The sequence below is a fragment of the Stenotrophomonas sp. YIM B06876 genome (assembly GCF_030711595.1).
Classification (GTDB): domain Bacteria; phylum Pseudomonadota; class Gammaproteobacteria; order Xanthomonadales; family Xanthomonadaceae; genus Stenotrophomonas.
Map to the genome: position 1 here is coordinate 22,313 of NZ_JAUJUJ010000034.1, position 9,235 is coordinate 31,547.

The window sequence follows — 9,235 nt, forward strand, 5'->3', positions numbered from 1 at the left end:
TNTGGAAAACCTCACCGTGATCTGGCGGCAGACGCCGAAGGTGGAAGGCCAGGGCCACTACGGCCATCGCCTGGCGTTCGGGCCGGACGGCAAGCTGTGGATCAGCTCCAGCGAGCGGCAGAAGTTCGATCCGGCCCAGGACATGGGCAGCAACCTGGGCAAGATCATCCGCCTCAACGAGGACGGCAGCGTGCCGGCGGACAACCCGTTCGCCGCCCAGGGCGGCGTCACCGCGCAGATCTGGTCGCTGGGCCACCGCAACGTGCTCGGGATCGCCTTCGATGCCCGCGGCCGGTTGTGGGAACACGAGATGGGGCCGCGCGGCGGCGACGAACTGAACCTGATCGAGCGCGGCGGCAACTACGGCTATCCGCTGGTCTCCAATGGCGACCACTACGACGGCCGCGACATTCCCGACCACGCTACTCGCCCGGAGTTCATCGCGCCCAAGATCAGCTGGACCCCGGTGATCTCGCCGTCCGGGTTCATCCTCTACAGCGGCACGTTGTTCCCGCAGTGGCAGGGCGACGGCTTCATCGGCGGGCTGTCGTCCAAATCACTGGTGCGCGTGGTGTTCGACGGCGACAGCGCGCGCGAAGCCGAACGGTTCGACATGGGCCAGCGCATCCGCGAGGTCGAACAGGGGCCGGACGGGGCGATCTGGCTGCTGGAGGACGGCAGCGACGGCCGCCTGCTGCAGCTGCGCCCCCGCACCTGACATTGGGCATGGGGTGATGCCCGGTAGCGCCTGCTGCGTTGATCGCAAGGCGCGTGGCGACGGTGGCCGCAGAGCTCGCTCGTGGCGCGGCCACCTCAGCGTCCGCCGCACCGCTGCAGAAAACAGCAACGCTACGGCGGCAACAGTTCGAACTGCACCGGCGTGCCACTGGCCGACGACGCACAGACCCACAGGTCGAAGCTGCCCGGCTCGGCCCGTGTCACCCCGTCGCGCCCGGTAAACGCCAGCGCGTGGCGATCAAGCGTGAACACCACCTCGATCGATTCGCCCGGCTGCACCAGCACCTTGCGGAAGTCCTTCAGTTCGCGCACCGGGCGCACGCGGCTGGCCACGCGGTCATGCACATACAGCTGCGCCACTTCCTCGGCGGCGACCACGCCGGCATTGGTCAGCCTGGTGGTGACGGTCAGCGTGTCATCCCAGCCCAGTTGCACCGGGTCCAGCCGCGGCGTGGCATAGACGAAGCGGCCGTAGCCCAGGCCATGGCCGAACGGATACAGCGGCGCGTGCGGAATCTCGCGCCAGCGCGCCTTGAACTCGGACATCGTCGGCAGCTCCGGCCGGCCAGTGCGCAGATGGTTGTAGTAGTACGGCTGCTGCCCGGACAGCTGCGGAAAACTGACCGGCAGCCGCCCGGAGGGGCTGTAGTCGCCAAACAGCACATCGGCCACCGCATGGCCGGTCTGGGTGCCCAGATACCAGCCCACCAGCAGCGCCTGCGCCTCCCGCACCGCGCCATGCAGGGCCAGCGCGCGGCCATTGCGCAGCACCACCACCAGCGGCTTGCCGGTCATCGCCACCGCTTCGGCCAACGCCTGCTGCGCCGGCGGCAGGGTGATCTCGACCCGCGACTGCGCCTCGCCGCTGTATTGCTGCGGCTCGCCCAGCGCCAGCACCACCACCTCGGCGCGCAGCGCGGCGGCGACCGCCTGCTCGATGCCGCCGGGCAGCGCGGCCTCCAGTTCGCAGCCGGGGATGACCTCCAGCGTCGCCACATCGGCCACCGCCGCGCGCATGCCCGCTTCCAGCGTCACATAGCGGCTGCGGTCGCCAAACAGGGTCCAGCAGCCTTCGATATTGTCGCGGTCCTGCGCGAACGGCCCGATCAGCGCGATCTTCTGCCCGCTCCTGGCCAGCGGCAGCACCGACTGCTCGTTGCGCAGCAGCACGATCGAGCGCCGCCCCGCCTCGCGCGACAGCGCGTCGTGGGCCTGGATATGCGAGGTGTCGGCCTCGCGCGCCAGATCCAGCGACCGGTACGGATCATCGAACAGGCCGATCGCCTGTTTCAGCCGCAACATGCGCCGCACCGATTCATCCAGCCGCGCCATCGGCACTTCGCCGCTTGCCACCAGTCCGGGCAGGTGTTCGGCGTAGAAGCCGCTCTGCATGCTCAGGTCGAGCCCGGCCAGGAAGGCTTTCCGGGTCGCATCGCGTTCATCGGCGGCATAGCCGTGGGCGATCAGTTCCATGTCGGCGGTGTAGTCGGACACCACCACCCCGGGAAACTTCCATTCATCGCGCAGGAGCCCGGTCAGCAGCTCGTCGCTGGCGCTGGCGGGCACGCCATTGATGTCGTTGAAGGCGCTCATCACCGTCAACGCGCCGGCATCGAACGCGGCCTTGAACGGTGGCAGATGCACATCGCGCAGGGTCTGCGGCGAAATGTCCACGGTGTTGTATTCCAGCCCGCCGCTGACCGCGCCATAGCCGGCAAAATGCTTCGGCGTGGCCAGCATGGCATCGGCGGCCCGCAGGTCATCGCCCTGGAACCCGCGCACCCGCGCCGCGGCGAACGCGCAGCCCAGCACCACGTCTTCCCCGGCGCCTTCCGCGCCGCGGCCCCAGCGCTGGTCACGGGCGATATCCACCGCCGGGGCGTAGGTCCAGTGGATGCCGGCGGCGGTGGCCTCGATGGCGGTGGCCCGGGCGGTGCGCCGCGCCAGCTCCGGCTCGAAACTGGCCGCTTCGCCCAACGGAATCGGGAACACGGTGCGCATGCCGTGGATGACATCGGCCGCCAGGATCACCGGAATGCCGAGCCGGCTGTGCTCCACCGCCACCTGCTGGATGCGGCGCCCGGCCTCGGCACCGGCACCGTTGAACAGCGCGCCGACCCGGCCGGCCCGCACCTGCTCGAGCACCTGCTCGGCATTGCGGACATTGGCTTCCGGGTTCACCTCCGGCGCGAACGGCCGCACCATGTCGGCGAACACGCCCAGCTGGCCGACCTTTTCCTCCACGGTCATGCGCGCGATCAGTGATTCAATGGGGTCAACCACGCAGCCATCCTTGAGAAACCGTTTTCAGGCGACCGATTTTAGCGCTGGCCACCGCGGCGTGGAGGAGCACCCCATTCAGCTTCTGGGGCAATCGTGCCGACACTGCGCCGGATCACACGCCGGCGGCGGCCGCCTGTTTGAGCGTGTGCGCCTGCATCAGCATCGCGTCGCTGGATTCCTGGAACACCCGCAACCCGAACTCGGGCAGGATCGCCAGCAGATGGTCGAACAGATCCGACTGCGCCGCCTCGTAGTCGCCCCAAGCGGTGCTGGCGGTGAAGCAGTAGATCTCCAGTGGCAGGCCCTGCGGGGTGGGTTCGAGCTGGCGCACCAGCAGGGTCATGCCCTGGTGGATGCGCGGGTTGTTTTCCAGGTAGCGCTGGACATAGGCGCGGAAGGTGCCCAGGTTGGTCACCCGGCGCGCGTTCACCGGGGCCATTCCGCGCGCGCTGATCTCCCCGTTCCAGCGCTGCAGCTCTTCGCGCTTGCCTTGCAGGTAGTCGCCCAGCAGCGCGAACTGGCCCAGCCGCGCCAGTTCCCCCTGGTCGAGGAAATGCACGCTGCGCTGGTCCAGGCGCAGCGACCGCTTGATCCGGCGCCCCCCGGCCTCCTGCATCCCCCGCCAGTTCTTGAACGATTCGGTCACCAGTTTCTTGGTCGGAATCGTGGTGACGGTCTTGTCCCAGTTCTGCACGGTGACCGTATGCAGGGCGATATCGACCACGTCGCCATCGGCATTCTGGCTGGGCATCTCGATCCAGTCGCCGATGCGGATGCGGCCATCGCCACTGATCTGCACGCTGGCCACCAGTGACAGGATGGTGTCCTGGAAGATCAGCATGAATACCGCCGTGGCCGCACCCAGGCCGGTCAACACGTGCAGCAGCTTGACCCCCGCCAGGGTGGCGACCACCGACAGCCCGGCCAGCACGAACACCAGGATCTTGACCACCTGCAGATAGCCCTTGATCGGCTTGTTGCGCGCATCCGGTCGCCGCTCGTAGAGCTCGTTGCACAGGTCCAGCGCATGGCTGACCGCCAGTGCCACGGTCAGCACCACCCAGGCCTGGCACAGCCCGTGGATGAAGTGCAGCAATGCCGGGGGCAGATCGGGCACCAGGCCGATGCCGGCGGAGATCACCAGCGCCGGCACCACGTTGGCCAGGCGCGGAATCACCCGCAGATTGATGCCGGCGCCTCCGCCATTGCCGGGCAGCATCCGCACCACGCGGGTCAGGCCACGCAGCAGAATGCGTTTGGTGACGAAGTTGGCCAGCCATGCCACCAGCAGCAACGCACCCAGCGCGATGCCGGAATAAGCCCCGGGATATGGCGCCAACGCCTGTTGCAGCGGGTCCAGCCCGGACGCGCCCATTACCGCCATTGCCACATCGGCCATCCGTTACTCCCGTGCCACGCTGTCCTGCGCGCGGCTGCGCTCGATGATCACGCCCACCGCCCGCGCACCGCGCACCGCGCCGGGCTTGCTCAGCTTCAGCCGCAGCCACTGCACGTTGAATTCGTCCAGCACGATCTGCGCGCAGCGCTCGGCCAGCGTTTCCACCAGCCCGAAGCCGGACGCGCGCACGTACTGCTCCAGCCGCTTGCTCACGGCCTTGTAGTTGAGCGTGTCGGCGATGTCGTCGCTGGCCGCGGGCTTGCGGTTGTCAAAGCCCATTTCCAGGTCGAAACACAGGGTCTGGCGGATGCGCCGTTCCCAGTCATAGATGCCGATCAGGGCGTCGATCTCCAGCCCTTCGATGAATACCTTGTCCATTGCGGCGCCCGCAGCGAAGAAGCGGACATGGTAGCGGCCGCGCGCTGAGCCTGCCTTGCACAGACCGGTCAACGCCGCGTCGCGGTGCTCAGCCGGCGGCGTGCAGCGGCGGCAAGGTGGCCATGTCCCAGCGCGGGGTGACTTTCACTTCCGCCGGACTGTGCTGCCCGGCCTGCAGCCGCAACGCACCGGCAAAGGCGATCATCGCGCCATTGTCGGTGCACAGCTCCGGACGCGGGAAACACACCCGGCCGCCGCGCCGTTCGGCCATCTTCTGCAGTTTGGCGCGCAGGCGCCGGTTGGCCCCCACGCCGCCGGCCACCACCAGCACCTCGCAGCCCGCCGCATCGAGCGCGCGTTCGCACTTGATCGCCAGCGTATCGACCACCGCATCCTCGAAGCCGCGGGCGATGTCGGCACGCACGGCTTCACTTTGATCGCTGTCGCGCCAGGCCAGCAGCATCTGGGTCTTGAGCCCGGAGAAGCTGAAATCCAGTCCCGGCCGGTCGGTCATCGGCCGGGTGAAGCGGAACCGCCCCGGCGTGCCGCGCTCGGCCAGCGCCGCCAGCTGTGGGCCGCCCGGATACGGCAGCCCCATCATCTTGGCGGTCTTGTCGAACGCCTCGCCGGCGGCATCGTCCAGCGTCTCGCCCAGCAGGCGGTAGCTGCCAATCGCCTCGACCGCCACCAGCTGGGTATGGCCGCCGGACACCAGCAACGCCACGAACGGCGCCTGCGGCGGATGGTCCTCCATCAGCGGCGCCAGCAGATGGCCTTCCATATGGTGTACGCCGATGGCCGGCACCTCCAGCGCCCAGGCCAGCGCGCGTGCCACCCCCGCGCCGACCAGCAGCGCGCCGACCAGACCGGGGCCGGCGGTATAGGCCACCCCGTCGATCTCGGACACTGTCATTCCCGCCTCGGCCAGGGTCTGCCGGATCAGCGGCAAGGTCTTGCGGACGTGGTCGCGGCTGGCCAGCTCCGGCACCACCCCGCCGTATTCAGCATGCAGCGCGATCTGGCTGTAGACGGCGTGGGCGCGCAACGCCGCCGCGCCGGAGAGGCCCGTGTCGTATACCGCTACGCCGGTCTCATCGCAGGAAGATTCGATACCGAGGATTTTCATGGCGTCATTGTGGACCCGAAATGCGGGGACGAAAACCCGACCCACTTGCGAGCGTCGCCGAAGCCACTATAATGTGCGGCTCGCCGGGCGTGACCCGGTTCTATTGTGTCCGGAGATTCCATGCCCAGCGTTAAAGTCCGCGAGAACGAGCCCTTCGAGTTTGCGCTCCGTCGCTTCAAGCGCACCTGCGAAAAGGCCGGCGTGCTGGCCGAGACCCGCAAGCGCGAGTTCTATGAAAAGCCCACGCAGGAACGCAAGCGCAAGGCCGCCGCTGCGGTGAAGCGTCAGCTGCGTCGTACGTCGCGCGACGTCACCAAGCGTCAGCGCCTGTACTGATCGTACGCTGCTCCTGAACAGGGAGGCTCCGGCCTTCCTTTCGTGGAGTGAAAGCCGGCACGCGCAAGCGTCGCCGGCTTTTTGCGTTGCTTTTCAAAAGCGGGGCGGATGATACCGTCACCCGCCCTCCCTGCTACCGCACAAGGTGATCCAATGAGCCTGAAAATCCAGCTAACCGATGACATGAAGGCGGCCATGAAAGCCGGCGACAAGCACAGCCTGGGCGTGATCCGCCTGGTCAATGCCGCGATCAAGCAGCGCGAAGTGGACGAGCGCATCGAGCTGGCTGATGCCGACGTGATCGCCGTGCTCGACAAGATGGTCAAGCAGCGCAAGGACTCGGTGGCCCAGTTCGAAGCCGCCAACCGCGAAGATCTGGCCGCGATCGAGCGCGAGGAGATCGGGGTGATCGAACGCTACCTGCCGGCCAAGATGGGTGAAGCCGAGATCCTGGCCGCCGTCCAGGCGGCGATCGCCGCAACCGGCGCGGCCAGCGCCGCGGACATGGGCAAGCTGATGGGCGTGCTCAAGCCGCAGCTGGCCGGCAAAGCCGACATGGGCCTGGTGTCCAAGCTGATCAAGCAGCAGCTGGGCTGAGCCGCTTCACCCCGGCTTCGGACCGCGCCTGTTAAAACGGCGCGGTGCCGACGCAGATTTCCGCATACCCTCCATCGGCACCGTGGTCGCCCCGGGTATGCGCCGGATGGATCTGCATGCGAGCCACGCGCTATACCGAACGCCTGACCCGGAATCTGCAACGGTTGCAGCACAGCCTGCCGGTGGCACTTGTCCAGCGCTTCGTCCAGATCGAAGTGATGACCCAGGCCGCCTCGCTGTCGTTCTACACCCTGCTTTCGCTGGCACCGCTGCTGGTCTTGCTGCTGTGGCTGACGGCCTCGCTGTATCCGCCGGCGCAACAGGCGCTGATCGGGCAGATCGGCACGCTGGCCGGCAGCAGCGTGGCCGAGGTGGCGCAGACCATCATCCACAACGCCAACCGTGAGCCCAGCGTCGGCTCGCTGGCCGGGCTATGGAGCACCGCGCTGCTGTTCATCGGTGCCACGGTGGTGTTCGCGCAGCTGCAGGCCGCCCTGAACCGGATCTTCCGTACCGATGCGCAGCGCCTGGACGGTTTCACGGGCTGGCTGAAGAAGCGTTTCTTCTCGGTCGGCGTGGTACTGGCGCTGGGCTTCATGCTGATCGTGTCGATGATCGCCACCACCGCGCTGCAGGTGGTGTTCGCGCACCTGCCCTCGCTGCTGCCCGCCCTGGGCTATGCCAGCACCCTGGTACTGCATGCACTGGGCTTCGCCTTCCTCTACCACTACCTGCCCGACCGCCGGGTCAACTGGCGCCAGGCCCTGCTCGGCGGCGCCATCACCGCGCTGCTGTTCGCGCTGGGCCGCTATGCCATCGGGCTGTACCTCAGCAATGCCGCGCCCGGCAGCGCCTACGGTTCGATGGGCGCGCTGGTGATCATGTTGATCTGGATCTATTACGCCAGCGTGGTGTTTTTCAGCGGCGCGCTGCTAACCGCGGTGATCGACGAGCGCGTGCGTGCCCGCCAGCACCTGGCCGACACGCGCCTGTCCGCCGATCCGGCCCCACCCTAGTACACTGGCGACCTCCCTGTTTTCCGAGTCGCGCCGCGTATTCGCGGTGTGCAGCATTGCTCCATGGCACGACTTCCCGACGCATTCATCGACGACCTGCTGGCCCGCTGCGACATTGTCGAGGTCGTCGGCAGCCGTGTGCCGTTGAAACGCCAGGGCAAGGAGTACGCGGCACGCTGCCCGTTCCATGACGAGCGCTCGGCCTCGTTCACGGTCTCGCCGACCAAGCAGTTCTACCACTGCTTCGGCTGCGGCGCGCATGGCACCGCGATCAGCTTCCTGATGAATTACGACCGCCTCGACTTCCTCGATGCGGTGGATGAACTGGCCAAGCGCGCGGGCATGGAAGTCCCGCGCGACGCGCCGCAGCGCAGTGCCCAGCAGCAGGACGACAGCCGCGAGCTGTATGCGGCGCTGGACGCGGCCACGCGGTTTTTCCAGAAGCAGCTGGAAGGCAGCGACAAGACCCGCGCCTACCTGGAAGGGCGTGGCGTGGACGAGGCGATCCGCACCCAGTTCGCGATCGGCTATGCGCCGGATGGCTACAGCGGGTTGAAGGACGCGCTGGGCAAGGACGAGCGACGGATGAAGTTGCTCGACCGTGCCGGCCTGTTCTCCAAGAACGACCGCGGCCATGTCTACGACAAGTTCCGCGACCGGGTCATGTTCCCGATCTTCGACCGCCGTGGCCGCGTGATCGCCTTTGGCGGCCGGGTGATGGGCAAGGACGACGGCCCGAAATACCTCAACTCGCCCGAGACCGCACTGTTCCACAAGGGCCGCGAGCTGTACGGCCTGTGGCAGGTGCGCCAGGCCAACCAGAAGATCGAACGGCTGATCGTGGTCGAAGGCTATATGGACGTGGTTTCGCTGTTCCAGTTCGGCGTCACCCAGGCGGTGGCGACACTGGGCACGGCAACCACGCCGGACCATGCCGAGCTGCTGTTCCGCAACGCACCGGACGTGTTTTTCTGTTTCGACGGCGACGCCGCCGGCCGCCGCGCCGGCTGGCGCGCACTGGAATCGGTGCTGCCGCGGATGAAGGACGGCCGCCAGGCATTCTTCCTGTTCCTGCCCGATGGCGAGGACCCGGACAGCATCGTGCGCAAGGAAGGCGCCGGCGGTTTCGAGGTGCGCCTGAAACAGGCCACGCCGCTGTCACAGTTCTTCTTCGATGAACTCGGCCGCGAGGTCAATCTCGCCACGCTCGACGGCAAGGCGCGGCTGGCCGAACGCGCCAGACCGATGCTGGCGCAGATTCCCGATGGCGCCTTCGGCGACCTGATGAAGCAGCAGCTGGCCAAACTCACCGGCATCGGCGGCACCCGCACTGCCGCGGCCGCGCCGTCGCGGCCCCCGGCG

At 67.6% G+C, this 9,235-nt stretch carries 8 protein-coding genes and 1 pseudogene; 5 read left to right on the plus strand and 4 right to left on the minus strand.

Going from position 1 to position 9,235, the window contains the following annotated elements:
- Window positions 1-4 precede the first annotated feature (4 nt).
- Window positions 5-718: pseudogene (locus QZH66_RS12345) on the plus strand (PQQ-dependent sugar dehydrogenase); the annotation flags it as partial.
- A gap of 131 nt (window positions 719-849) precedes the next feature.
- Here QZH66_RS12345 and QZH66_RS12350 read toward each other — a convergent pair.
- From QZH66_RS12350 to tsaD, 4 genes are all read right to left on the minus strand, one after another.
- A complete protein-coding gene (locus QZH66_RS12350) occupies window positions 850-2,988 on the minus strand; it encodes a glycoside hydrolase family 3 N-terminal domain-containing protein (protein ID WP_305806251.1) in 2,139 nt (712 codons plus the stop codon).
- 145 nt (window positions 2,989-3,133) lie between these two features.
- The gene (locus QZH66_RS12355) at window positions 3,134-4,420 is read right to left on the minus strand and encodes a mechanosensitive ion channel domain-containing protein (protein ID WP_305806242.1); all 1,287 of its coding nucleotides are present in this window, start codon (window positions 4,418-4,420) and stop codon (window positions 3,134-3,136) included.
- Between the two features lie 3 nt (window positions 4,421-4,423).
- Entirely contained in the window at window positions 4,424-4,798 is a 375-nt protein-coding gene (gene folB, locus QZH66_RS12360) for a dihydroneopterin aldolase (RefSeq protein WP_305806243.1), read from the minus strand.
- Window positions 4,799-4,886: 88 nt separating this feature from the next.
- Complete coding sequence (gene tsaD, locus QZH66_RS12365; protein WP_305806244.1) at window positions 4,887-5,924, minus strand: tRNA (adenosine(37)-N6)-threonylcarbamoyltransferase complex transferase subunit TsaD; 1,038 nt, start codon at window positions 5,922-5,924, stop codon at window positions 4,887-4,889.
- A 120-nt stretch (window positions 5,925-6,044) separates the two neighbouring features.
- Here tsaD and rpsU point away from each other — a divergent pair, with 120 nt between their 5' ends.
- From rpsU to dnaG, 4 genes are all read left to right on the plus strand, one after another.
- A complete protein-coding gene (gene rpsU, locus QZH66_RS12370) occupies window positions 6,045-6,260 on the plus strand; it encodes a 30S ribosomal protein S21 (RefSeq protein ID WP_003465342.1) in 216 nt (71 codons plus the stop codon).
- Between the two features lie 153 nt (window positions 6,261-6,413).
- Window positions 6,414-6,857, plus strand: coding sequence for a GatB/YqeY domain-containing protein (locus QZH66_RS12375; protein WP_305806245.1), 444 nt, complete (start codon window positions 6,414-6,416; stop codon window positions 6,855-6,857).
- A 116-nt stretch (window positions 6,858-6,973) separates the two neighbouring features.
- Window positions 6,974-7,873, plus strand: coding sequence for a YihY/virulence factor BrkB family protein (locus QZH66_RS12380; protein WP_305806246.1), 900 nt, complete (start codon window positions 6,974-6,976; stop codon window positions 7,871-7,873).
- A 63-nt stretch (window positions 7,874-7,936) separates the two neighbouring features.
- A partial coding sequence (gene dnaG, locus QZH66_RS12385) for a DNA primase (RefSeq protein ID WP_305806247.1) occupies window positions 7,937-9,235 on the plus strand: 1,299 nt, incomplete at its 3' end.